Here is a 24457-nt window from a genome sequence, read left to right on the forward strand (position 1 = left end):
GGTGACGAGATAAGCCGGCTGCTTCACCCAGAACACCGGCTCGACCCCGAGCAGAACATCCCGGACCGTCCCGCCACCTATCCCCGTTACACTGCCGAGAAGGGCAAAGCCAACTATATCCATTTCCTTCCGTGACGCGACCAGGCATCCAGTGACGGCGAATACGCACAGGCCAAACCAATCAAGGATTAGGATAAGTTGTTGCAGCATGAGCCCGGTTTAGCATGACGTTTATCGGCCACCGGATCGCGCAGCTTTACACTCCGGTGTTGGTCGCAGGCTACAGCCGTTCAAAGCCGCCTGCGTCCCAGAATTCGCTGCCCACCTGATGATGGCCGGTGAAGAAGCCGTCGGGATCATATTTGTTCTTGATCTCAAGCAACCGGCCATAGTTTTCGCCCCATGCGGATTTTTGCCAGTCCGGCTCATGGTAGCTCATCTCGGAGGAGTAGGAGCCCGCTTCCGGCGCGATCCTGCGGAACTCCGCGAAAGCCGTGGAGATGTTCTGGGCATCCGTGCGGCCGGCGCTGTATTCGGGGTCTTCACCCTTGATGCCGGGGAACTTCCCGATCTGTCCGCCCGCAATGATGACCAGCGCGAAGGCGTCAATGGCGGATGGATGAACAGCAGTCTTTCGCGCCTCTTCGCGCCGCGCTTGCGTGGCACCGCCCAGCCCCTTGTTGAAGTGCAGTGTCGTTACGTAACGGCGCGAGGCATTCACCAAGGCGTCGGTCAGGGCGGTGGCGCCACTCTCTTCCAGCAGGCGTTGCGGCAGCCACAGGCTTTCATAACCCGTCAGGAAAATGCCGACTTCCGAGGTGTTGCCGTTCCACCAGAACCGTCCCGTTTCCTTGCCGCTGCGAATATCGATCCGGATGGTTTCGGGATAGTGGGCCTTGCGGTGTTCAAAATCCCACCAGTGCCTGGCTGGGGTGACGATGAAGCGCAGGGGATCGGCCACCGCATAGTCGGCCTTCCGCTCCGCCACCCAAGCCAGGAATGGCTGCCACACAGCCGCCGCCTGCTTTTCGTCCAGGCCCTGAAAGCTCATCTGGATGCTCAGCACGTTATCAGATGTAAATGACGCTTGCTCTCCCCAGGTTGGGTTTATGAGGTTCTCGCGCGCGAAACCGAGGAACTTTGCCGTAAGTGTACGGAAGGTATCCTCGTCGCGCGCCTTGATGCCATGCACCATGAAGCCGAGCAAGGCAGGCAGTTCATGGGTTGCGAGTGTGACCCGTGTCGTGATGCCCCAGCCCGCGCCGCCGCCCTTGATCGCCCAGAACAGATCGGGATTCTGGCATTCATTGACGACCCGAATCTGCCCGTCAGCCGTGACGATCTCGGCTTCCAGCAGGCTTGCGCAGGTCATGCCGCCGTATTTGGAGTAGCTGCCGAAACCGCCTGTCTGGAGGTGGCCGCCCACGCCGACCGATGTACAGCCGCCGCCCTGGACGTAGCGGCCATGCTGGCGGATCACGAAATCGTAGAGGGACACGAACTTCTCGCCCGAGGCCACGCTGACGGCCGGATGCGGGGCAATCTTGCCTCCACAGCCCTGCGGCACGAAACCGTCATGTATCGTCAGGCCCTTGAGATCGCGCGTCCAGATCATCAGGCTGTCCGGCGCATTCGACTGGCCGAGGTAGCTGTGGGCGCCGCCCTTCACCACCAGGCGCAACGCGTGCTCATGGGCGAATGTGATGGCCTTGGAAATGTCCTGCGCTGATCGAGGAATGACAACATGCGCGCTGGGCTGCGCCACCCAGCCATCGAGCCAGCCCGCCGACTGGGTTCCCCCCGAAAAATCCTGGATGAGGAAGGGATTCTGCAATTCGGCTCTGGCGGCATCATCAAGGGCGTCGCCATGCTGCGCCATGATGACATCAACGGGGCGTACACAGTCTTCCAGTGTGCCCTCAAGACTGTCAGCCAGCGCCTTCCACTGCTCCGGCTTGGGCCATGCTGCATCCGACGGCCGCACCCGCTTCATAAGGTCGGCGCGGGCCTGGCTGGAGGATCGAATGTTCGAGAACCCGACCGAAGCTGCGGAGAGTAGCGCCGAGGCCCCCGCCTTCAAGGCATTCCTGCGCTTCATGGCCTTTTCCCTATATCTGACAAAACGTAACTATCCGTTAGGAAAGCGCGTTTGACAATAGCGGTCCTTCCCTCGCCCGGCGTTGCGGTCACGGCGCCGGGGTGTTCCTCGTGGCGCAGCGGCACTCCTTCTGGATCGAGTTCGCATCACCGTTGGGAAAGGCGCTGCTGCCGCTGGCGTGGCGCTATGTCTCAAAGAGGATGCCCCCGGAGGACGAAGCGGCGTGGTGCGAGGCCGAGAGGCGGGGGCAGGGGGATGAGAGGTTGAGGGAGCAGCGGCTTAAGAGGAGAAAAAAGTCTTGAGCCGCCTACGGCAGACCGTGGCCCGAAAAATTCCGATGCGCCGGAAGTCGGGCGGCGCGTCTGTACATCCGAGATCGCTCTCCGTCCGAGCCGATAAGATCGGCTGATGGGGGTGAACTAAGCACCGAAAGTGACAGCAACATGACGCCATCGCCGCCGCCACCGGTAGCAAGTCACCTCGGTAACGCCGATCTGCCGGACCGCCTCGGCGATCGCGACCCCTTGCGAAACAAGGACATCGACCTGCCGCAGCTTGGCGACGATCTCTTCAGGCGTGTGCTTCTTCCTTGGCATGTTCTGATCCTCCTTGATGCCATAAGACATACCTCAAGTCGGACCACTTCACTGGGGGCGGATCATTTAAGGCAGGGATAGCTCGAAAATGGTGGTAGGGCAGCGCAAGCATAAAGGCTTCGGCCGACTATGTTACCCCAAATGTTACCCCAAATTTCGAGCGCACCCTTTAGTAACAACTAAGTTGTGTTTAAAACATTGAAATAACTGGTGCCGGCTACAGGACTCGAACCTGTGACCCCCTGATTACAAATCAGGTGCTCTACCAACTGAGCTAAGCCGGCACGGCAGGCTCAGATAGTCCGGTTTGGGTGCGCAGGCAACAAGGCAAATGTCATCGCTTCGATGCACCGTCTTGGGTTTACCAGACGACGTTTTTGCCTAGATGATGCGCAGATTGGGTTAGATGGGACTCGGGCGACGCTCAAGCCACTGGGAAATGGCCTCTATGCCAAGGGCCAAGATCACGATCCCGGCCATGGCACCGGCCTGATCTGCCGTTTCCCGCGTCGAGACTAGCTGCCACACGGTAATTGCGAGGGCGGCACAACACAGGATCGTGCCTAGTGCCGGGACAAGGCGGTGCGCACCTGTGACGGACGCGAGCCGGAAGGCGGCGGCATTTACGGCAGCAAACACGATGAGGAACCCGCCGCTCGTGGCTGCTGACATAGCCTCGATCGACACGACGTTGACCGCCAAGATCGCCAGGATGCCGACGATGATCAGGCTTCGGAGGCCCCGCCTCTTTAGGTCGCGGTGCAGGGCGGAGGGAAGTTCTTTCATGTCTTGCAGTTCCGGTGGCAGTCGTGCTGCGCCGAAATAATCGGCTGTGATCGCTGACGCAGAGGCCAGTACAGCGCTGATGGCCATTATGATAAAGCCGGTCTGGCCAAGAAAGCTTGCAGCTGCAGCGGAGATGCCAAAGGATTTCGCGCCAATTAGTTCGGCCAGAGGCAGGTGGCCGAGGCCAACGACAAAAGCCAGACAATAGATAACAATCGCAATGAGTACGGACCCCATGAAGGCGACCGGGAGCGCCCGCCGTGGATTTTTGACGTCGCCCGAAGCGTTGGCGATGAGTTCAAAGCCCTCGTAAGCAAGGAAGCCGATCATGCCGCTGGCGATGATGGCGATGGGTGGGGCCCACGCTTCCGGTGCCAGCCGGCCCAGGTCGAGGCCCGGAGATGTCAGGCCGATCAGGATGAACAGGCCTAGGGTCAGCAGTTTACCGGTATTTAGGGTACCTTCCAGTCTCCCCATGAGACCCGTTCCGAAAAAATTGACTAGACCCAGCAGAATGAGTGCAGCCGAGGACAGCACATGGGTAGCAGCGGCGCGCAGCGCCTCGGGGAGAAATGGTACGATGTAACCGGCCAGTGCTGAGGCGTAGACAGCCATGATCGCAACATAGCTGAAGATCAGCAGCACATTCACAGTTGCCGCAAAAAAGCCCCGACCAAAACCTTGCGATATGAAGGCGACTGTTCCTCCTGGGCCAGGAAAGCGCAGCGTTAAACCGACATAAGACCAGGCTGTGAGCAGTGCGAGAATGCCGCCGAGCAGAAAGGCTAGAGGCGTTCCACCCCCGGCGCCGGCAGCGGTGAGTCCGAATGTGGCAAAGAATCCGCCACCAACAATTCCCCCAACGCCGATCGAAAGGGCGCCGAGTGCTCCAATTGTTTCTTTTCGAGGTGCCACGACCAACTCCCTTTTCGATGTTGCCAGCTACCATGCACAGCATAAATCACACCAGAGCAGCATTCATCACTCGAGAGTTGAGCATTGTGAGGGCGCATCGACAATTTGAACAGGCTGCTTCATTCCGCAAACACACGAGTATATTGTACAGACGCCCAATAGGAGATTGAATCAATCATGACATCACACTCTGCCCGCAGAGATATTCTAAAGATCGGCGTCGCTGTTGCATTCGTCACCGCAATAAGCCGTCAGAATGCGTTCGCTGCGGGCGAGCAGGACGCGAAGGACATGGTTGGCAGGGCCATAAAGCTGTTCGACGAACGGGCAGAGGCAGCATTTGCGATCTTTAATCAGGGCAAGGCCGGGGGTTACTTTGCCGAAGATTTCTACATCGTGGTCCAGAGCGTGGGGGCTGATGAAAAGGTGGTGGCCGATGCTTCCGATCCATCTCTGGTAGGGACGCCTCTGGCCGAGATCGTAGATGTGACGGGAGATAAGTTCGCGGTTCGCATGAGTGCTGATGCGACCGAGCAGGGGGGCTGGTTCCATTACCAGTGGATGGATCCGGCGGTTGGTAAAGTAAGGAAGAAGAAGGCCTGGGCCGTGCGCCACAAGGGCTTCATATTCATCTGTGGCATCTACGAGTGACGCGCATCAGCGCCTGAGCGCATAGAGCGCGACTGCACAGGCATTTGACACGTTCAGACTACGGATCGGTCCGTCGAAGGAAAGCTTGACGAGGCTGTCACAACTCTCACGGGTCAGCTGTCGTAATCCCTTTCCTTCAGCGCCAAGCACAATGGCGACTGGCGCAGTGTGATCAGCCTCGGAAATATCAAGAACTGCATCGCTGTCGAGGCCCAGAACACGAAAGCCGCATTCCTTGAGTTCGGCCATTGCGCGGGCGAGGTTAGTGACCTTTACGAAAGGTACGTGTTCATAGGCTCCGGACGCTGATTTGAACAACACTGCCGTAGCCTCTGGACTATGGCGTGACGTTGCGACCAGTGCCGTAACGTTGAACGCGGCACAGCTTCTCAGGATGGCGCCTACGTTATGCGGATCTGTGACCTGATCGAGCAGAACGACTGTTCCGGACTTGTCAATTTGGTCAAGCCGTGGCTGATCCAGCGGACTTGCCTCCATGAGCAGCCCCTGATGCACAGCCTCTGGGCCCAATCGGCGGTCGAGGACATTGGGATGAACAATCTCTGGCACAACGCCTCGAACTGCGATTTCGGTTGCAAGACGGTCAGCGGCATTTCTGCTGGCCTTGAGCGAGTAGATCCTGCGCCGGGGGTTTTTCAAGGCTTCGGCCACCGGGTGAACGCCGTAGATGATGTCATTCTGGTCAGGCATGGGTTGGACGCTATAGCCCAAGACGGAAATGAAGTGGGAGGAAAGTTTGAAGTCATGTCCCGCTTTGGCATGATTGCCGGAAACCCTGGTCCGGTCTAGAAGGCAGATCAAACGACTGCTGGGGCCCCATGTTCAAGAAAATCCTGATCGCCAACCGCGGTGAGATTGCCTGCCGTGTCATCAAAACTGCTCGCAAGATGGGTATTGGCACGGTCGCCATTTATTCCGATGCGGATGCGCGTGCGCTGCATGTCGAGATGGCAGACGAGGCAATTCATATTGGCCCGCCGCCTGCCGCGCAATCCTATCTGGATATCGCCAGGATCGTCGAAGCCTGCCGCACGACCGGCGCCGAGGCTGTACACCCCGGTTATGGCTTCCTGTCGGAGCGCTCTGCCTTCCCGCGCGCTCTTGCCGAGGCGGGAATTACGTTCATCGGGCCAAATGCGGCTGCGATCGATGCCATGGGAGACAAGATCGAGTCCAAGAAGGCTGCTGCTGCTGCCAGAGTTTCGACTGTGCCGGGTTACATGGGCGTCATCGAGAACGCCGAAGAGGCGGTGAAGATCGCTGCTGAAATTGGCTACCCGGTCATCATCAAGGCCTCGGCTGGTGGAGGTGGCAAGGGTATGCGCATTGCCTATTCGGAGGCTGAAGTAAGAGAGGGTTTTGTCCGAGCGCGATCGGAGGCGAAGTCGTCATTTGGCGATGACCGCGTGTTTGTTGAGAAGTTCATCGTAAATCCGCGCCATATCGAGATTCAGGTGCTGGGCGATAAGCATGGAAATGTGATTTATCTCGGTGAGCGTGAATGTTCGATTCAGCGCCGCAATCAGAAAGTCGTTGAAGAAGCGCCCTCTCCACTTCTTGATGAAAAGACAAGAAAGGCCATGGGCGAGCAGGCTGTGGCGCTTGCAGAGGCTGTGAATTACGATTCCGCTGGAACGGTTGAGTTCGTTGCCGGCCAGGACCGATCCTTCTTCTTCCTTGAGATGAACACGCGTTTGCAGGTCGAGCATCCCGTCACTGAATTGGTCACCGGAGTCGATCTTGTCGAGCAAATGATCCGGATTGCGGCGGGGGAGCCTCTGGGAATTCGTCAGAAGGATGTAACCCTCAAGGGGTGGGCGATCGAGAGCCGGATCTATGCGGAGGATCCCTATCGAAACTTCCTGCCCTCAACAGGAAGGCTGGTGAGATATCGTCCGCCTGCTGAACTTTCGGCAAACGGCATCAGCATCAGAAATGACACTGGCGTCTATGAAGGTGGGGAGATTTCGATCTTCTACGACCCGATGATTGCCAAGTTGTGCACGCATGCCCCCAGTCGGTCAGCGGCGATCACGGCAATGGCGGGTGCGCTTGACGCCTTCTTCATTGAAGGTATCCAGCATAACGTTCCGTTCCTGTCGGCCATCATGGAGAATCCGCGCTGGCAATCGGGCGCCCTGTCGACTGGCTTCATCGGGGAAGAGTTTCCGGGGGGCTTTACCGGCGAAGGGGCAAACCCGGAGGTCATTGCGGTGCTTGCTGAGGTGGCCACTGTGCTTGACCATATCGAAAATCGTCGTAAGCGTCAGATCAACGGCCAGATGAACGGGAATGGCGTTAAGTTTGCCACGCAGCGAGTTGTGAAGCTGGGAGCAGACTGGTTTCCTGTTGTCATATCTCAAGCGATTGACGTGTTGGCGAACGATTGTGGCTGGACGCCTGGCAACTTGATATTCTCCGCTGACATGGGCAAGGGTGTTATAACGGTTCAGGTCAGGCGCATTTCGAATGGTTATCGCCTGACTCATCGTGGCGTTGTACGTGACGCGCAGGTCTACACGGCGCGCGAGGCCGCGTTGGCCAGGCTGATGCCGGAAAAACAGGCTGCCGATACGTCGAAGGCCTTGCTCTGTCCAATGCCAGGACTTGTGATTTCCGTTCCGGTGGAAGTTGGCCAGGAAGTGAAAGCTGGCGAGCCTCTGGCAATCGTGGAAGCCATGAAGATGGAAAACATCCTCCGTGCCGAGCGCGACGTGACGATCAAGTCCATCAATGCCAGGAATGGCGACAGTCTTCAGGTTGATGCGGTGATCATGGAGTTTGTTTGAGCGGTCAATGTGTCAGTTTCCGCTGAGCCCCTCCTTGTCCATGGCTGATCGTACGGCGGGGCGGCCAGCAATGCGGTCCATGTAGGCAACGATCTGGGCATAAGGCGATAGATCGAGTTTAACCCACTTCGCCCAACCCAGGACGGTAAATGCATAGGCATCTGCAACGGAATAGCGATCGCCGAGAAGGTATGGTTTCTTGATCAATTCGGCGTTCAGCCAGGCGAGACGGCGGTTCACGCGGTCAATGATCGCCTTTTTGCCATCCTCAGGCATGGATGTGTTGAACAAGCCGCCAATCCCCTTGTGCAGTTCTGATGCGATGAAGTTCAGTGTCTCCATGGCCCGATAGCGCTCCATCGAGCCGAAACGCGGCAGCAGGCTGGCATCCTTGGCCCTGTCTGCTAGATATTGCAGGATGATCGAGACCTCCGTCAGGACTTCTCCTTTTGCTATCTCCAAGGTAGGCACGTAGCCCTTGCTGTTGATCGCCGTGAAATCGGATCCAGTCTGAGTTGTCTTGGCGTTAAGGTCGACCCTTTCCAATTCGTAGGGCTCATTGAGCTCGTTTAATACGATATGCGGGGCGAGCGAGCAGGCGCCGGGCGAGTAGAAGAGCTTCATGTGGCATGGTCCTTGACTTCGATGAGGTTGGCACTGATCTACCATGCGTTTACGTTTTTTCCAGCCCTGGCCGATGGACATGAGCTGGTTTTGGATTGATAACCGAGCGGGTTGGGAAGGATATGGTGATGCGCCATTTGATCGGTCTTGGATGCCTATTGCTTGCGCTGATAGCTGCGACAGCAGGTGCTCGTGCGGACTTTATCAAGAACTACGAAGAGTGGCGCCGGCTCGGGCCAGAGGGTCAGGCAGCCTATGCGATGGCAATTTATGATGTCATGACGGTCTTCGTCGATGACAATGAATTTGTTGCGGCTAGGGCCATGGGCTTGCGGGCTTGTGGCGTGTCGCTTCAGCTCAAGGGGTCGATGGTCGCGCAGACAATCAACAAGTTCTATGCCGATCACCCCAAGGCACGGGTGGCAACGCCATATGTCGCCTTCAACAGTTATCTCGAGCGTGGCGCCTGCAGTCCGTTTATCAATGAGGCCCGCAAAGAGATGGGACTGCCTCCGCTGAAGGCACCGCCCCTGCCAGCTGCCGAACAATAAGGGGTGATCAGCGCTCCCTTCCGAATACACGGTTGAAGTTCGCGCGAAGTGCCGCGTCTACAGCCTCCAGATTGGTCTTGAGTCCAAGATCGGCAAGACTGGTGACACCGTGGTCCCGGATGCCGCAGGGAACGATGCCGCTGAAATGTGATAGGTCGGGCGCAACGTTGATCGCGATGCCATGGAAACTTACCCAGCGCCGGATCCTGATGCCGATGGCGGCGATCTTGTCCTCCCGATTGCCGCGCTTGACCCAGACGCCGACCCGGTCTTCTCTGCGCTCACCCTTGATGCCGAATTCACCGAGCGTGGCGATGACCCAGCTTTCAAGACCTGCGACGTAGGCGCGCACGTCTTCGCCGCGCGTGCGGAGGTCGAGCATCACATAGGCAACACGCTGGCCCGGGCCGTGGTAGGTATACTGCCCGCCTCTACCTGTCCGAAATACTGGAAAACGGCCCGGCTCGACCAGGTCGGTGTCCTGAGCAGATGTTCCAGCGGTATAGAGTGGGGGATGCTCAAGCAGCCACACACGTTCCGCTTCGGTTCCCCGGGAAATGGCATCGACATGGGCGTCCATCTTGGCAGCGGCCTGAGGGTAGGGTGTGAGGCCGGGGCTCATCTCCCAAGTCACTGAGACCGATGAAGATAGACCCAGCGCTATGTCGTCGCGATCTGCCATAAGTCGACTTTTCTCAAGTCCATTGGGGTGTTGCAAGCCCTGCGCCGGTTTGACTTGCCTTTCCGCTGTTTGAGGGCTATAGCCCCGCCGTCAAATGCAACTCACACGCGGGGGCAGGCTTTGGCGCATGAGGTGAAAACCTCCACATAGCGCCAGATCCATCCGGTGCCGGCTGATCCCGGTCACTTTCCCTGCGGCGGATCAACCGGAAAAGGAAACGATCTCATGGCTTTGCCAGAATTTACCATGCGTCAGCTTCTCGAGGCTGGCGTGCACTTCGGCCACCAGACCCACCGCTGGAATCCGAAAATGCGCAGCTATATTTACGGAAGCCGCAACGGCATTCATATCATTGACCTGTCGCAGACCGTTCCGTTGCTTCACCAGGCCCTCGTAGCCGTCTCGGATGCCGTCGCCAAGGGCGGCCGCGTTCTTTTTGTCGGTACAAAGAGGTCAGCGTCTGAGCAGGTGGCGGATGCGGCCAAGCGGTCGGCGCAATACTATGTCAACTCGCGTTGGCTGGGCGGGACCCTGACCAACTGGAAGACGATTTCCCACTCCATCAAGACGCTTCGTCAGGTTGATGAGACCCTGTCGAAGGAAAACTCAGGCCTTACCAAGCGCGAATTGCTCGAACTGACCCGCACGAAGGAAAAGCTCGACAAGGCGCTGGGTGGCATCAAGGACATGGGTGGCACACCCGATATCGTCTTCGTGATCGACACCAACAAGGAACAGATCGCTATCAAAGAAGCCAACCGGCTTGGTATTCCCGTTGTTGCGGTGATTGACACCAATTCCGATCCCGCCGGCGTTACCCATCCGATTCCGGGCAACGATGATGCTGGCCGCGCCGTGGCTCTATACTGCGATCTGATTGCCCGTGCCTGTATTGAAGGAATTTCTGTCGCGCAGTCTGGGTCAGGCGTGGATATTGGCGCTTCTGAGAACCCGGTGGCTGAGAGCGTTCCTGCTGCCTGATCCTCGCCCCAATCTGAATGTCAATCGGCAGGTCGGTCGGGCGTGATGTGCGCAGACTGGCTCTGATCAAATCGAAAGAGGTAGAACATGGCCGAGATCACGGCTGGAATGGTCAAGGACCTGCGCGAGAAGACCGGCGTGGGCATGATGGACTGCAAGGCGGCTCTCGCTGCCACCAACGGTGATATGGAAGCTGCAGTGGACTGGCTTCGGGCCAAGGGCCTCGCCAAGGCTGCAAAGAAATCGACCCGTGTTGCGGCGGAGGGTCTGGTCGCAGTGGCCGTGGATGGGACTACAGGCGCCGTTGTCGAAGTCAATTCCGAGACGGATTTCGTGGCGCGCAATGACAAGTTTCAGGCGATGGTCGCGGATGTTTCCAGGTTGGCTCTCAAGGCTGGCGGGGATACGGAAAAACTGAAGACGATGAAAATGCCCGGAAGCGCACATGCTGTCGCCGAGCAGGTCGCCGAGCTGGTGGCAGCGATTGGCGAAAACATGACGGTGCGGCGCACCGCTGCTCTATCGGTCAAGGATGGCGTGATCGCGTCATATGTCCATAATCAGATCGCTCCAGGCGCGGGCAAGATCGGCGTTCTTGTGGCGCTTGAATCGACAGGCAACAAGTCGTCGCTCGCTGAATTCGGCAGGTTGCTTGCCATGCATGTCGCCGCGACCAACCCTGTCGCCTTGACGCTTGATCAGGTTCCCAAGGATGTGCTCGCTCGCGAGAGCGCCATCCTCGAGGAAAAGAATGCTGGCAAACCAGCCAACGTGCTTGAGAAGATCGTGGCCTCGGGTCTCAAGACCTTTGCCAAGGAAAACTGTCTGCTCGAGCAGGCCTATGTTCATGATGGCAGCAAGACCGTGACGCAGGCTATTGCAGAGGCGGCCAAGTCTGCCGGCGCGGAGGTCAAGCTGACTGGCTACGTTCGCATGCAACTGGGCGAGGGCATCGAGAAAAAGGAAGATGACTTTGCCGCAGAAGTGGCCAAAATGTCCGGAAACCAGTAGGGCATCAAGGGCAGAACCTACTTTTGAGAGGGCCCCCAGGCGGGGCCCTTTTGGTTGTTCGGCCGCAGAGCATGACGAATCGATGCTTCCGGCCTAAAGTCGGATGAATTCATGGGGTTCCGGCATGGCAGCCAAGACGTACAAACGCATTCTGCTTAAGCTCTCTGGCGAAGTGCTGATGGGCGACCAATCCTATGGCATTGATCTCGAGACTGTCGGCCGCCTCGCGGATGAAGTGCTGGCCTGTGCCGCCACCGGTGTTCAGATTGCCCTCGTTATCGGGGGTGGAAACATTTTTCGCGGTGTCGCCGGTGCCGCGAAAGGCATGGACCGGGTCGCAGCCGACCATATGGGCATCATGGCAACAGTCATGAATGCGCTCGCGATGCAGGGGGTCCTGATCCGCAAGGGCATGGATGCGCGCGTGCTGTCCGCCATTGCCATGCCCACAGTTTGTGAGACCTATTCTCGGGCCAAGGGCATCTATCACCTTGAAGCGGGCCGGGTGATCATCTGCGCGGCAGGCACGGGTCTTCCTTTTTTTACGACAGACACTGGCGCGGCGCTGCGCGCTGCCGAGCTTGGCTGCGACGCCCTTTTCAAGGGTACAAGCGTCGATGGCGTCTATTCCGCCGACCCAAAGACTGACCCCACGGCCCGCCGCTATGATCATATCACCTTCAATGAAATCCTGACGCGTGATCTCAGGATCATGGACCCTGCGGCGATCGCTCTTGCGCGCGATAACGGGATTCCGGTAGTTGTCTTCTCCATCCGAAAGCCCGGAGCCGTGGTCGATGTGGTCAGCGGCAGGGGGCGGTTTACGACCGTAACGAAGGATTGATGCGATGGCCCAACCCCAGCCTTTCAATGCCCAGGATCTCAAGCGCCGTATGCATGGCGCGGTCGAAGCTCTGAAACACGATTTTGGTGGCCTGCGTACGGGCCGGGCATCGGCAAGTCTGCTCGAGCCAATTCAAGTCGATGCCTATGGCGCCAACATGCCCTTGACGCAGGTTGGATCTATTTCGGTTCCGGAGCCCCGCATGCTGCAGATCAACGTATGGGATCGTGGACTCGTCGTTGCTGTCGAAAAGGCGATCCGGACCTCGAGTCTTGGACTCAACCCGCAGACGGAGGGTCAGGTGATCAGGCTTCGCATGCCGGATCTGACGCAGGAACGGCGCAAGGAACTGGTCAAAGTGGCTCACCAATATGCCGAGAAGGCGCGGGTTGCGGTACGCAATGTGCGGCGTGATGGCATGGATCACCTCAAGCAGCTTGAGAAGGCCCACCTGATGAGCGAGGACGATCACAAGAAAAAGGCCGATGACGTCCAAAAAATGACGGATGATACCATCAAGGAGATTGAGCAGGCGCTCAAGACCAAAGAACAAGAAATCATGCAGGTCTGAGGCGCACTTTTCTGCAATGGCAACCGAGTTACAAAGCAGGTGCGAGCCTCACCACGTCGCCATCATAATGGATGGAAATGGACGATGGGCCGCGATGCGTGGCCAGCCTCGTTCCGCAGGTCACCGTCAGGGTGTAGAGGCTCTGCGCCGCACGGTGAGGGCCGCCGCCGAGCTCGGTATTGGCGTATTGACACTTTATTCCTTCAGCACAGAGAACTGGAGCCGTCCGGCGGCTGAGGTTCGCTTTTTGCTTGATCTGCTTCGTCGTTTCATTCGCACTGATGTTGCTGAGCTTCACAAGTCCAACATTCGCATCATGGTGATCGGCGATCGCGACGGTCTGGAGCCATCCTTGCGTAAATTGTTCGAAGAGGCCGAGGCTCTTACCCGGGAGAACTCGGCGCTCAAGCTGGTTATCGCCTTCAATTATGGTGGACGTCAGGAAATTACACGTGCAGTCAGGGCTTTGGCACAGAAGGTTGCGCGGGGCGAAATTCTGCCCGCTGACATCACCCCTGATGTGATTGGAAATCACTTGGATACTGGGGGGCTTCCCGAGCCTGATCTGTTGATCCGAACCGGGGGCGAGCAACGCCTGTCCAACTACTTGCTTTGGCAGTGCGCCTACACGGAATTCGTGTTCATGCCCGATTACTGGCCGGACTTCGATGCTGACCGTTTGCGTCAGGCAGTCGCAGACTATCGCATGCGCGACCGGCGGTTCGGTGGGCTTACGGCACAGTCAGCGTGATGGGCGCTCCACCGCCAGCGGATACGCGATGGGAGGATCTGGGCGTTCGCGCATTGTCGGCAGCGGTTCTGATTCCCGCAGTGCTGGCAGACGTCTGGGTCGGCGGGATCTGGTTTCATCTTTTCATTGCGCTGATCGCCGTGCTCATGGCCCAGGAATGGGTCAACATTGTTCACCGCGCAGATCCGCTGCAGTTTGCCCTTCATGCTGCAGGAGCGATGTGTGGGGCCTTGTTGCCACTCGATATCGGCTTGGGGGGAGGACTGCTGACAATTGGCGCGCTTGCCATCATATCGGCAGTGCTGGCGAGGGTCCGGCATCCCCACGGCAGCATTTGGCGCTATTGTGGCGTGGTCTATGTGGCGGTGCCAGCCATTGCGCTTGTTTTGCTCAGAGAGGACCCGAACTACGGGATTGCCGCGATCATATTTGTTATGGTCATGGTTTGGGCGGCGGACACTTTTGCCTATTTCTTTGGGCGGATACTGGGGGGGCCGAAGCTGGCGCCTCGCATCAGCCCCAAGAAGACCTGGGCCGGCTTGGGGGGCGCAGTGGTTGGCAGTGCGATTGCAGCACTGGGCATAGGCCTCACGCTTGGGCTGCCATCGATGACGTGGCTGGTCGGAGTTGCTGCAACTTTGGCGTTGGTGGAGCAGGGCGGGGACCTCTTCAAGTCTGCCATGAAACGTCATTATGGCGTCAAGGACTCAGGCAACCTCATTCCCGGCCACGGTGGAATCATCGACAGGGTTGATGGGCTTGTGGCGGTTGCGACGGCAGGTGCCATAATTGGTGCCTGGCGGGCGGATTGGGGGCACGCCGGGGCGGGATTACTGCTGTGGTGAACATCCTGCGCCGAAATCTTGCCGCATTGCTCGCGTGGTGTGCCTTCCGGGGCGCTTGGTTACGTGGCTGATTTGGCTCCCTAAAGGGGCTGGAAAGAGAAATATGGACATCCTGAACTTCTTGCATCTTCCGATGAGTACGGTGGTGTTCTACGCGATCCCATTCCTCGTGGCTTTGACGGTCATCGTGTTCATCCACGAGCTTGGTCATTTCCTGGTCGCACGCTGGTGTGGTGTGGACGTGGAGTCGTTTTCGATCGGTTTCGGCCGTGAGATTTTCGGTTGGCACGACCGCAATGGAACGCGCTGGAAAGTCTCCTGGATACCACTGGGCGGCTATGTGAAGTTCCGCGGCGACGCAAATGCCGCAAGTCTGCCGAGCGCTGAAGCACTGGAGAAGGCCAGGCAAGATCCGGGCAATTTTCACGGAAAGCCGGTCTGGCAACGCGCTGCCGTCGTCGCGGCGGGGCCGATTGCGAATTTTCTCCTTGCGATCGCAATCTTCGCAACGCTCTTCATGTCGGTTGGCGTGCCCGTGATCGAACCTCGGGTCGATGAGGTGCTGCAGGGGAGCGCCGCAGAACGAGCCGGGATCCGCAAGGGCGATGTGATCGTGTCGATCGACGGCAGTGCGATCGCTGACTTTAGCGCTCTGCAGCAGGCAGTAATGAACAGGGCTGGTGAGGAGCTGACCGTTGTCATTGATCGCAGCGGTGAGATGATCAGTCTGCCAATCGTTCCTGACTTGCGTGAGGAAGCTGATAACTTCGGAGGCAAGTTCCGAATCGGTGTGCTGGGTGTGCGCAACAATCCGGAGGGGCCAGTTCGTTATGAGGTGCTGGGGCCTGCCGAGGCCTTGGAGCGAAGTGTTGTGCGCACATGGTTTGTGATCGATACAACCTTTAGTTATATCAGAAAGCTTGTGTCTGGGCGGGAAAGCGCAGATCAACTCGGCGGACCGATCTCGATTGCCAAGGCGGCTGGGGATGCTGCGTCGCTCGGGACATTCCAGTTTGTCTCGGTTATCGCGTTTTTGTCGATCAGTATCGGCCTGCTTAACCTTTTCCCAATTCCTATGCTGGATGGTGGACATCTGGTTTACTACGCGATCGAGGCGGTCCGTGGCAGGCCAATAGGGGAAAACGCTCAGGAGTGGGGTTTCCGGATCGGGTTCTCGCTGGTCATCATGCTCATGGTGGTTGGCACATGGAACGATGTTGTGCGGGTTGCCACCGTATGGTTTGGGGGCTGACCTGCGTGGGGAAGTTTTGTTTGCAAAGGGCGGATAGGGGGGTAAAACCCAAGCCGCGGTGGAATCGTCGTGGGCTCACGACCGTGGAAGTAGCGAATTGATGCGTTATCGGTTAGTATTAGTTCTTGTTGTGGCTCTGCTCATGAGTTTGGCCGGGCCGGTGGCGGTTCCGTCTGCTGTGCTTTCGATTGCACAAGCTGCTACCGTTACGTCAATCATCGTAGAGGGTAACCAGCGGGTCGAACGCGACACCGTATTGGCGTATGTTCAGGTGGCGCCAGGCGAAGGCGTTGACGCTGACAAGATTGACGCTTCGGTTAAGGCATTGTTCCAGACGGGCCTTTTCTCCGACGTCCGGATCAACCTCAACGGCAGTACGCTGGTGATCAAGGTTGAAGAAAACCCGATGATCAATCAGGTCAACTTCGAGGGCAACAAGGAAGTCAAGGACTCGGACCTCGCCAAGGAAGTGGAGTTGCGCGAACGTATGATGTTCACGCGTGCCAAGGTACTGAGTGACGTCAACCGCATAATTGGCGTCTATCGTCGCTCTGGCTACTACTCTGTCAAGGTTTCACCCAAAATCATTCGGCTGCCGCAGAACCGTGTTGATCTTGTATTCGAGATCCAGGAAGGCGATGAAACCAAGGTCCGCCGCATTGAATTTGTCGGCAACAAGGCTTTCAGCTCGAACTCCCTGAAGGGAGTTGTTGGAACCCAGGAGTATTCCTGGTGGAGGTTCTTCAACCGCAACGACAATTACGATCCCGATCGGGTCGAATACGACAAGGAGCTCCTGAGGCGTTACTACCTGCGGAATGGGTTTGCCGACGTCCGGGTGGTTTCTGCCGATGCGGTTCTGGCGCCAGACGGCTCTGGTTTTACCTTAACCTACACGATCGAGGAGGGGCCTCGTTACAAGGTTGCCGACGTGGCCGTGAACATTGGTGACGCTCCGCTTGAAACTGATCGGTTGGTCAAGCAGGTCAGAACTGGTGTTGGCGACTACTTCAATTCAGCCAAAGTCGACAAGACGGTGGAGAGCTTGACGCTCGAAGCCTCCCGCCAGGGTTTTGTCTTTGCGCGTGTCAATCCTGATATCCAGCGCAATCCTGGTGGAGACACGCTCAACATAACCTACAATATCGTCGAAGGTCCGCGCACCTACATTGAGCGCATCGACATCATAGGCAATTTCCGTACGGAAGATAAGGTCATTCGCCGCGAACTTCTGCTATATGAAGGCGACGCATTCAACCGCGTGATGATCGAGCGTGCCAGGCGGCGCCTCACGGCTCTTGATTTCTTCGAAAAGGTTGATTTCCGGGACGAACAGGGCTCTGCGCCTGATCGCGTGGTCCTCACGGTCGACGTGCGGGAAAAGTCAACGGGCTCTGTCAATTTTTCGATCGGTTACTCGACATCGGAATATGTAGTTGGCTCGATCGCCCTCGAAGAGCGCAACTTCATGGGCAAGGGTTATGATGTGAAGCTGAATACGACTGGCAGCTGGTACCGTCAGAACGTGACCTTCAGTTTTACCAACCCCTACTTCATGGACCTGCCGGTCTCTGCAGGATTCGATATCTTCGCGACCAATGCCAACAACCAGGATGAGTCGAACTACAATAGTCAGCAGTTGGGCTTTGCGCTCCGCTCTGGGTTTCGTCTTGACCAGAACAGTGGCATCAGCTTGAAATATGGTCTGACCTGGCGTGACGTTGACAATGTGAACGAATATGATGCAGCGCCAGCTGTCATCGACGCTCAGGGGCAATCGCTGAAGTCGTTTGTGGGTGCCACCTACACTTGGGACAATCTGGACAATCCCATGCTGCCCACCAATGGTTTCCGCGGACAGTTGGTGGCAGAGGTCGCAGGACTTGGCGGAGATGTCCACTACGGCAGCCTTGAGGCGCATGCCTGGTATTTCATCCCCATTTATGAAGAGTCGGTTGTCTTGAAACTGGAGGGCAACGCTGGTCAGATGGTTCCCTTTGCTGGCGACGACGTACCTCTGCAGGATCGCTTCTTCAAGGGCGCGGATACCTTTCGTGGATTTGATCCCGCCGGAGTTGGTCCGCGTCAGGTTGGCAATGATGGCGAAACGGATGCGATCGGCGGCACAACCTATGCAATTGGAACAGTTGAGTTGAGTTTCCCGCTGGGATTGCCTGAGGAATGGGGGATTGGTGGTTCCTTGTTCAGCGATTTCGGTACGGTGTTCGGTTCCGAGACAGACTCTGAGGCGATGGGAACCGGTCAGTGTATTTATGATCCGGTGAAGGATTGCACCGTCTTTGATACAGCTGATCTGCGCGCATCAGTTGGTGCGGGCATCATCTGGCAGTCGCCTTTCGGTCCGTTGCGCGCAGAACTGGCTTACCCATTGCTCAAGACTGACTATGACAAGACTCAATACTTCCGCTTCTCGGTGGGTACGCGCTTCTAGCGAGCGGGCAAGGGCACTATTGAATGGTGGGGCTTTGCCGGTGCCCCCTGTGATCGGGGGAGGTTGCCAACATGACTGATGAGACGGGCCGGGCCTCACTGATGACCGCAGATATCGCGCGCATCATGAAACTGCTCCCACACCGCTATCCCTTCCTGCTGATTGACCGCATGTATGACATGAACGGTGAGGAAAGTGGTGTCGCCGTCAAGAATGTCACGATCAACGAACCGTTCTTTCAGGGCCATTTCCCCGGCCGGCCGGTCATGCCGGGTGTGCTTCTGGTCGAGGCTATGGCACAGGCCGCGGGCGCCCTTGTCCTCAACCACCTCGGTGACGAGCATGCTGGCAAACTTGTATTTTTCATGTCGATTGACAAGGCCCGATTCCGCAAGCCGGTCGTGCCTGGTGATACCGTCCACTTCCACGTCAAGCTGTCCAACAAGCGCCCACCAGTGTGGAAATACTGGGCCGAGGCTCATGTCGATGGCAAGAAGGTTGCCGAAGCCGAGATCGGTGCGATGCTCATGAACGAGCGGGGAAGCTAGGGCTTTGCAATCCTTCTGCTTCAGAGGCCGCGCTGGATGATCGGCACGTAGTCGCGGCGTGGTGATCCCGTATAGAGCTGGCGCGGACGGCCGATCTTCTGGCCGGGATCCTCGATCATTTCCTTCCACTGCGAAATCCAACCAACCGTACGGGCCAGTGCGAACAGAACTGTGAACATCGATGTGGGGAAGCCCAGCGCCCGCAGAATGATGCCGGAGTAGAAGTCCACATTGGGATAAAGCTTGCGCTCGATGAAATATTGATCCGAGAGCGCTGCCTTCTCCAGTTCGCGAGCAACCTCAAGCAGCGGGTCGTTCGCTATGCCGAGTTCGCCGAGCACCTCATGCGCAGTTTTCTGCATGATCTTGGCGCGCGGGTCGTAGTTCTTGTAGACGCGATGGCCGAAACCCATGAGCCGGATGTGTGACGTCTTGTCCTTTACTTTCGATATGAAGCCCGGAACATTGGAAGGGTCGCCAATCTGTTTCAGCATTTCGAGGGCAGCCTCGTTTGCACCGCCATGAGCGGGTCCCCATAGGCAGGCAATGCCGGCTGCAACGCAGGCGAAGGGATTGGCGCCTGAAGAACCGGCCAGACGCACCGTGGAGGTCGAGGCGTTTTGCTCGTGATCCGCATGGAGAATGAAGATACGGTCCATGGCGCGGGCCAGGACGGGGTTGACCACATATTCCTCACAGGGCACGGCAAAGCACATGCGCAGGAAGTTTCCGGCATAGGTGAGGCTGTTGTGCGGATAAACGAAAGGTTGCCCGATATGGTACTTGAATGCCATGGCCGCAATCGTCGGAAGCTTCGCGATCATGCGGTGGCAGGCAATTTCGCGCTGGCGTGGGTCGTTGATGTCAGTCGAGTCATGATAGAAGGCTGACATCGCTCCCACCACGGCCACCATTACCGCCATGGGATGAGCGTCGCGGCGGAAACCCTGGAAGAAGCGGGTCATCTGCTCATGCACCATGGTGTGATAGGTGATGTGCTTCTGAAACTCCTTCCGTTCGGCAGGTGTCGGCAGTTCGCCGTAATAGAGCAGATAGCAAGTTTCCAGGAAGTCGCCGTGTTCGGCCAGTTGTTCAATGGGGTAGCCGCGATAGAGCAACACACCCTCGTCGCCATCGATATAGGTGATCTTTGACTCGCAGGCAGCAGTTGAGGTGAAGCCGGGGTCGAAGGTGAACGCACCGGTCTGCGCGTAGAGCTTGCCGATATCGACGACGTCTGGGCCGATCGTTCCAGTGCGGACTGGCATATCCACCGTCATGCTGTTGACTGTAAGGACCGCCTTCTTGGGATCGTCAGCCATGAGTGGCTCCTGTTCTGTCCATTGATTGCCAATGGACTATTGCATCGCACAATAAGCAGGTCAATATCACTGACCTGTTTTGAATGTGCGCGCGTTCTTTAGCCAGTTGTATCCTAGATTTGCTTTAGCTTGCCTGATCGCGAATGCGGGCGAGAGCCTCGTGGCGGCCCAACACCTCGAGGACATCGAAGATGCCAGGTGAGGTACTTGTGCCGGTCAGCGCGGCGCGGAGCGGTTGGGCCAATTTTCCCAGCTTGAGCCCCTGGGTTTCGGCATGGGCCTTAACCGCGGTCTCTATTGCGGGAGCAGTCCAGTCCTCAACGGTGTCGAGTACCGTCAGCATGCCGCGCAGCGCCATGCCACCACCGTCAGCGATGATCTGCCGGGCCTTGTCATCCATCAGCAGGGGGCGCTCAGCAAACAGGAATTTGGCGCCTGTCATGAGTTCCACCAGCGTCTTTGCGCGCTCCTTCAGTCCGCCCATGGCACGCAGCAGTTTTGCCATCATAGCCTCGTCGATCTGGTTCCGCAGGGCGGCGCCACCGTCGGCATGGGGCAGGAAGTCGATGAACTGGGCCAGCAGCCGGTCGTCCGGTGTTTGGCGAATGTAGTGACCGTTCAGGTTTTCGAGCTTGGCGAAGTCAAAGCGCGCCGCCGACTTTCCAATCGACTCGAGGTTGAACCACTCAACAAGTTGATCTGTCGAGAAAATTTCATCATCGCCATGGCTCCAGCCCAGTCTGGCGAGATAATTGCGCATGGCCTCGGGAAGGTAGCCCATTGCGCGATAGGCCTCCACGCCGAGCGCCCCATGTCGTTTCGAGAGCTTGGCGCCGTCCGGACCGTGGATCAGAGGAATGTGTGACATGTGTGGAAGCCGCCAGCCCATCGCGCGGTAGATCTGGATCTGCCGCGCGGCATTGGTGAGATGATCAACCCCCCGGATGATATGGGTGACACCCATGTCATGGTCGTCGACCACCACGGAGAGATTGTAGGTCGGGTTGCCGTCAGATCGGAGGATGATGAGGTCGTCGAGGTCTTTGTTGGGAATGACCACGCGGCCCTGCACCGCGTCTTCGATGGTCGTTTCGCCCTCCTGTGGCGCCTTGAACCGGATGACGGGCTTGACCCCGGCCGGGGCCTCAGCCGGGTCGCGATCCCGCCATGTGCCATCATACCGGATCGGCCGCTTCTCGGCTTCCGCCTTTGCGCGCATGGCCTCGAGTTCTGCGGGTGAGCAGAAACAGCGATAGGCCTTGCCCTGGGCCAGCAGTTCCTCTGCGACCTGGCGATGGCGGTCTGCGCGGCCATATTGCGACACGGGTTCCCCTGCCCAGTCGAGACCAAGCCACGTAAGACCCTCGATGATTGCGTCGATGGCGGAGGCCGTCGAGCGTTCCCGGTCGGTGTCCTCTATGCGCAGCAGCATCTTGCCGCCGGTGTGGCGCGCATAGGCCCAATTGAACAGTGCCGTCCGTGCTCCGCCGATGTGAAGATAGCCCGTGGGCGAGGGCGCAAAGCGTGTGACGACTGGCGATGACATGGCGCCGTTCTCCATATTGACTGACGTAGGGGAAGCTGATTGCTTAAAGGTCGCCGCCGCATAGCACAGGCGGCTGCTGCCTGTAAGGGGACTACCATGTTCTCCGCTGTCATGGACCCTGCCGGTGCCGGTCAAAACGCGACTGCGGCCCGGCGTTGCTGGGCCCTCTTGGGGCTGCTCGCATCGGAACAGGAAGGTCGCGGTTTCCTGTGGCATGTCCCCGCGCTGGCTCTCGGTATCGGAGCCTATTTTGCCCTTCCGTTCGAACCCGGTCTGCCGGTTGCGGCGCTGGCTGCAATCTTGGGTTTGTTGTGCCTTTGGCGCCTCGGTAACTCAGCGATTGCCATGCTTTCGGGAATGGTCCTTCTGGGATTTGCGCTCGCTCGCATCGAAGCCGCTCAATATGGTGCGCCGCTTCTGGCGTCGGTGACTGGCGAGGTCACCGTCACGGGCGAGGTCGTGGCCATCGATCAAAGTGCCCGAGATCGGCAAGTCATGATTCTTGATGTGGTGTCAATCGAGGGGGTGGCGGAACGCGACCATCCGGCCCGCTTGCGGCTCAGCGTTCCGGGAGCCGCGGTGCCTCCCGAAGCGAAGACGGCTGGAGCACAGCTGCGTCTGAAGGCCCGTCTTGCTCCGTTGCCGTCGCCGGCGGCGCCTGGTGGCTTCGATTTTGGTCGTAGCCTTTACTTCAATGGCATTGGCGGCACCGGGCGCATCACGTCGGAGATATCGGTTCTCGCAACCCGTTCGGACTGGTCTCAGCGCTTTGGAGACTGGCTGGCACGTCTGCGAACCACCATCGGTAACCGTATACATCAGGTATTGCCCGATCCCTCTGCATCTTTTGCCAATGCGCTTATCACGGGCGAACGCGGCAGCATTCCCCCAGAAGTCAACCGCAGCCTGATGGTATCGGGCCTCTATCACATCCTGTCGATCTCCGGGCTGCACATGTGGCTGGTGGCGGGAGGTGTTTTCTGGGCGGTACGGGCAACTCTCGCGCTCTCTCCATATCTGGCGCTTGGCTATCCGATCCGGAAATGGGCTGCGGCAGCAGCAATGGCCATGGCCTTTTTCTACTTGCTGCTTGCAGAGTCGGGTGTGGCCACAACACGGGCCTTCATCATGGTGGCTGTAGTCTTCTTTGCCGTGATGGTTGATCGCCCCGCTCTGTCGATGCGTAACCTGGCGCTTGCAGGGCTCTGCGTTCTGCTCGTTCAGCCACATGCAGCTGTCTCCGCGAGTTTCCAGATGTCGTTTCTTGCAGTTATGGGGCTCATCGCCTTTTATGAGGTCTGGAGCCGCCATCGTGCCGGGCGACCGGCAAGCGAGAGCCGCGGCAACTGGGTCGTTCGCGCGCTGAACATGGCCATGGTGGCCTTCGCTGTCAGCGTGCTTACCGCCTTCATCGCCGGAGTGTGCTCGACAATCCCTGCTGCCTATCACTTTGGCCGGATTTCACCCTACAGCGTTCTGGCCAATGGCCTCGCCATACCCGTTGTCGGGTGCCTCGTCATGCCAGCCGCTGTCATTTCGGTGCTCATGATGCCGTTGGGGCTCGAGTGGCTTTCCCTAACCCTCATGGGACATGGGCTTGATGCCGTTGTGATGATATCTGATGCGGTGGCCCGCCTGCCAGGCGCTGATGCAGTGGTGCAGAGACCGCCGGCCGTGGCGACGCTCATGCTTGGGGCGGGTTTGATCATGCTGTGCCTCCTTGCGGGGCCAGCAAGAGTTGCAGGGCTTGCGGTGATGGGGTTCGGACTTGGCGTGGCGCTGATGCCCCCGGCCGGGCCGGACCTGCTTGTCGAAGCAACCGGCCGTAATGTCGCCCTTCGGAACAGCTCTGGTCTTCTCGTGCCGGCTCATGCTCGACGGGGCCGTTTTGCCGTTGATGCGTGGCTGCAGGAAAATGGCGAGGAGGTCCGACTGGCGGAGGCGGCCCGCCGCCCGGGCTGGTCGTGCAGGGACAAAGTGTGTGAGGCCAAGGTCAAGGGCAGGCGCGTTGTCTATGTGAGCGAGTGGGAGGTTCCGCCGCCAGGCTGCGCAGATGCCGACATTCTGATCGTGGACTTTCCTCTCCGTGGCTCGTGCAGCGCCGCATCGCTCCGCATCGACCGTTTCGACTTATGGCGGTTCGGCGCCCATGCCATCTGGCTGGAAGACTCCGAGGTGCTCATCCGCACGTCAAGGGGCGAACAGGGAGACCGCCCCTGGACCGTCCTGCCCAGGCCAAGGGTCCGGTCAGCGGGCTTAAGAGGTGATTGACCTGCGTAGCCAACGGGGGCAAGAGGCTGGTCATGACGAACACACCAGAACCGCTCACCATGGGCATCATTCGCAGAGAGATCGATCGCATCGATGAAGGTCTCGTCAAGTTGCTGGCTGAGCGACAGCGCTGGGTAGAAAAGGCAGTTGCCGTGAAAACCCGCGACCGCCTGCCGGCGCGGGACGACGCCCGCGTCCGGCAAGTGATCGATCATGTCCGCGTGCTGGCCCGAGCCCACAATGTCGACCCGGCTCTGGTCGAGGCCATGTGGACTGAAATGATAGAATGGTTCATCGCCTACGAGGAGCGATCGATGTAAAGCCCCGCCTTGTCGGCGGGCATCACGACC

Annotated in this window: 21 protein-coding genes, 1 tRNA gene and 2 pseudogenes; 14 read left to right on the forward strand and 10 right to left on the reverse strand. The window is 58.3% G+C overall.

Annotated features, from left to right (window positions below; all coding sequences use genetic code 11):
- From ACILRN_RS02675 to ACILRN_RS02695, 5 genes and pseudogenes are all read right to left on the reverse strand, one after another.
- On the reverse strand, positions 1-210 hold a 210-nt coding region (locus ACILRN_RS02675; protein ID WP_395685286.1), incomplete at its 3' end, for a trimeric intracellular cation channel family protein.
- 70 nt (positions 211-280) lie between these two features.
- Positions 281-2098: an FAD-binding oxidoreductase gene (locus ACILRN_RS02680; RefSeq protein WP_395685288.1), complete on the reverse strand. Its 1818-nt coding sequence runs from the start codon at positions 2096-2098 to the stop codon at positions 281-283.
- A gap of 449 nt (positions 2099-2547) precedes the next feature.
- Positions 2548-2694: pseudogene (locus ACILRN_RS02685) on the reverse strand (IS3 family transposase); the annotation flags it as partial.
- 208 nt (positions 2695-2902) lie between these two features.
- Positions 2903-2978 (reverse strand) — tRNA-Thr (locus ACILRN_RS02690).
- Between the two features lie 118 nt (positions 2979-3096).
- Positions 3097-4395, reverse strand: coding sequence for an APC family permease (locus tag ACILRN_RS02695; RefSeq protein WP_395685290.1), 1299 nt, complete (start codon positions 4393-4395; stop codon positions 3097-3099).
- 177 nt (positions 4396-4572) lie between these two features.
- Here ACILRN_RS02695 and ACILRN_RS02700 point away from each other — a divergent pair, with 177 nt between their 5' ends.
- Positions 4573-5046 carry a cache domain-containing protein gene (locus tag ACILRN_RS02700; RefSeq protein ID WP_395685292.1) on the forward strand — a complete coding sequence of 158 codons (474 nt, stop codon included), beginning with the start codon at positions 4573-4575 and terminating at the stop codon, positions 5044-5046.
- Between the two features lie 6 nt (positions 5047-5052).
- Here the strand turns inward: ACILRN_RS02700 and rlmB are convergent, their stop codons facing one another.
- Positions 5053-5757 (reverse strand): 23S rRNA (guanosine(2251)-2'-O)-methyltransferase RlmB, encoded by a 705-nt coding sequence (gene rlmB / locus ACILRN_RS02705; protein WP_395685294.1) that lies wholly within the window; start codon positions 5755-5757, stop codon positions 5053-5055.
- A 128-nt stretch (positions 5758-5885) separates the two neighbouring features.
- On the opposite strand from rlmB, the gene ACILRN_RS02710 reads away from it, so the two are divergent.
- On the forward strand, positions 5886-7856 hold the full coding sequence (locus ACILRN_RS02710) for an acetyl-CoA carboxylase biotin carboxylase subunit (protein WP_395685296.1): 1971 nt from the start codon (positions 5886-5888) through the stop codon (positions 7854-7856).
- A gap of 12 nt (positions 7857-7868) precedes the next feature.
- Here the strand turns inward: ACILRN_RS02710 and gstA are convergent, their stop codons facing one another.
- On the reverse strand, positions 7869-8561 hold the full coding sequence (gstA, locus tag ACILRN_RS02715) for a glutathione transferase GstA (protein ID WP_395685298.1): 693 nt from the start codon (positions 8559-8561) through the stop codon (positions 7869-7871).
- Between the two features lie 47 nt (positions 8562-8608).
- Between gstA and ACILRN_RS02720 the strand changes: the two genes are divergently transcribed.
- Complete coding sequence (locus ACILRN_RS02720) at positions 8609-9031, forward strand: hypothetical protein (RefSeq protein ID WP_395685300.1); 423 nt, start codon at positions 8609-8611, stop codon at positions 9029-9031.
- Between the two features lie 7 nt (positions 9032-9038).
- On the opposite strand, the gene lipB is transcribed toward ACILRN_RS02720, so the two are convergent.
- Positions 9039-9713: a lipoyl(octanoyl) transferase LipB gene (gene lipB, locus ACILRN_RS02725; protein WP_395685301.1), complete on the reverse strand. Its 675-nt coding sequence runs from the start codon at positions 9711-9713 to the stop codon at positions 9039-9041.
- Between the two features lie 225 nt (positions 9714-9938).
- Here lipB and rpsB point away from each other — a divergent pair.
- The 9 genes and pseudogenes from rpsB to fabZ all read left to right on the forward strand — a co-directional run.
- Positions 9939-10688 (forward strand): annotated as a pseudogene (gene rpsB, locus ACILRN_RS02730) (30S ribosomal protein S2); the annotation flags it as partial.
- 93 nt (positions 10689-10781) lie between these two features.
- Positions 10782-11705, forward strand: a complete 924-nt coding sequence (tsf, locus tag ACILRN_RS02735) for a translation elongation factor Ts (protein ID WP_395685302.1) — start codon at positions 10782-10784, stop codon at positions 11703-11705.
- 124 nt (positions 11706-11829) lie between these two features.
- The gene (gene pyrH / locus ACILRN_RS02740; RefSeq protein WP_395685304.1) at positions 11830-12549 is read left to right on the forward strand and encodes a UMP kinase; all 720 of its coding nucleotides are present in this window, start codon (positions 11830-11832) and stop codon (positions 12547-12549) included.
- Positions 12550-12553: 4 nt separating this feature from the next.
- Positions 12554-13120 (forward strand): ribosome recycling factor, encoded by a 567-nt coding sequence (gene frr, locus ACILRN_RS02745; RefSeq protein ID WP_395685307.1) that lies wholly within the window; start codon positions 12554-12556, stop codon positions 13118-13120.
- 16 nt (positions 13121-13136) lie between these two features.
- Positions 13137-13871, forward strand: coding sequence for an isoprenyl transferase (locus ACILRN_RS02750; protein ID WP_395685309.1), 735 nt, complete (start codon positions 13137-13139; stop codon positions 13869-13871).
- Complete coding sequence (locus ACILRN_RS02755; protein ID WP_395685335.1) at positions 13871-14716, forward strand: phosphatidate cytidylyltransferase; 846 nt, start codon at positions 13871-13873, stop codon at positions 14714-14716. Before ACILRN_RS02750 ends, ACILRN_RS02755 begins: the two co-directional genes overlap by 1 nt.
- Before the next feature lie 103 nt (positions 14717-14819).
- The gene (rseP, locus tag ACILRN_RS02760) at positions 14820-15968 is read left to right on the forward strand and encodes an RIP metalloprotease RseP (RefSeq protein WP_395685337.1); all 1149 of its coding nucleotides are present in this window, start codon (positions 14820-14822) and stop codon (positions 15966-15968) included.
- A 142-nt stretch (positions 15969-16110) separates the two neighbouring features.
- Positions 16111-18420 carry an outer membrane protein assembly factor BamA gene (gene bamA / locus ACILRN_RS02765; protein WP_395685311.1) on the forward strand — a complete coding sequence of 770 codons (2310 nt, stop codon included), beginning with the start codon at positions 16111-16113 and terminating at the stop codon, positions 18418-18420.
- 71 nt (positions 18421-18491) lie between these two features.
- Positions 18492-18968: a 3-hydroxyacyl-ACP dehydratase FabZ gene (gene fabZ / locus ACILRN_RS02770; protein ID WP_395685313.1), complete on the forward strand. Its 477-nt coding sequence runs from the start codon at positions 18492-18494 to the stop codon at positions 18966-18968.
- A gap of 20 nt (positions 18969-18988) precedes the next feature.
- On the opposite strand, the gene gltA is transcribed toward fabZ, so the two are convergent.
- Positions 18989-20290 carry a citrate synthase gene (gene gltA, locus ACILRN_RS02775; RefSeq protein ID WP_395685315.1) on the reverse strand — a complete coding sequence of 434 codons (1302 nt, stop codon included), beginning with the start codon at positions 20288-20290 and terminating at the stop codon, positions 18989-18991.
- 124 nt (positions 20291-20414) lie between these two features.
- Positions 20415-21836, reverse strand: a complete 1422-nt coding sequence (gltX, locus tag ACILRN_RS02780) for a glutamate--tRNA ligase (protein WP_395685317.1) — start codon at positions 21834-21836, stop codon at positions 20415-20417.
- Positions 21837-21932: 96 nt separating this feature from the next.
- Between gltX and ACILRN_RS02785 the strand changes: the two genes are divergently transcribed.
- Together ACILRN_RS02785 and ACILRN_RS02790 are read left to right on the forward strand one after the other, a co-directional pair.
- Positions 21933-24107, forward strand: coding sequence for a ComEC/Rec2 family competence protein (locus ACILRN_RS02785; protein WP_395685319.1), 2175 nt, complete (start codon positions 21933-21935; stop codon positions 24105-24107).
- Positions 24108-24139: 32 nt separating this feature from the next.
- Complete coding sequence (locus ACILRN_RS02790; RefSeq protein ID WP_395685322.1) at positions 24140-24427, forward strand: chorismate mutase; 288 nt, start codon at positions 24140-24142, stop codon at positions 24425-24427.
- The last annotated feature ends 30 nt before the right edge of the window (positions 24428-24457 follow it).

The organism is Aestuariivirga sp. (assembly GCF_044238155.1).
In the GTDB taxonomy this organism is placed as follows: domain Bacteria; phylum Pseudomonadota; class Alphaproteobacteria; order Rhizobiales; family Aestuariivirgaceae; genus Aestuariivirga.